The 206-nt window shown below is 73.3% G+C and carries 1 protein-coding gene; it reads right to left on the bottom strand.

Translation table 11 applies throughout. The features are described from left to right. On the bottom strand, window positions 1-206 hold a 206-nt coding region (locus STRAU_RS36485; protein WP_037664315.1), incomplete at both ends, for an acyltransferase domain-containing protein.

Below are 206 nucleotides of genomic sequence, written 5' to 3'. Positions count from 1 at the left end.
TCGGCCTCGGGCAGCGGCACAGACACCATGCCGCCCTTGCCCGACAGCTCCCGGATGGCGAGGCTGCGCAGCGCCACCACACGAGCCGCGTCCTCCAGCGACAGCACACCCGCGACACACGCGGCCGCGATCTCACCCTGGCTGTGACCCACCACAGCCGCGGGCTGCACACCCGCCGCCTGCCACACGGCGGCCAGCGACACCAT

This window comes from Streptomyces aurantiacus JA 4570, from assembly GCF_000414115.1.
Classification (GTDB): Bacteria; Actinomycetota; Actinomycetes; order Streptomycetales; family Streptomycetaceae; genus Streptomyces; species Streptomyces aurantiacus_A.
The sequence above is the reverse complement of the archived record's forward strand: the minus strand, read 5'-3'. Positions and strand labels throughout refer to the sequence as shown.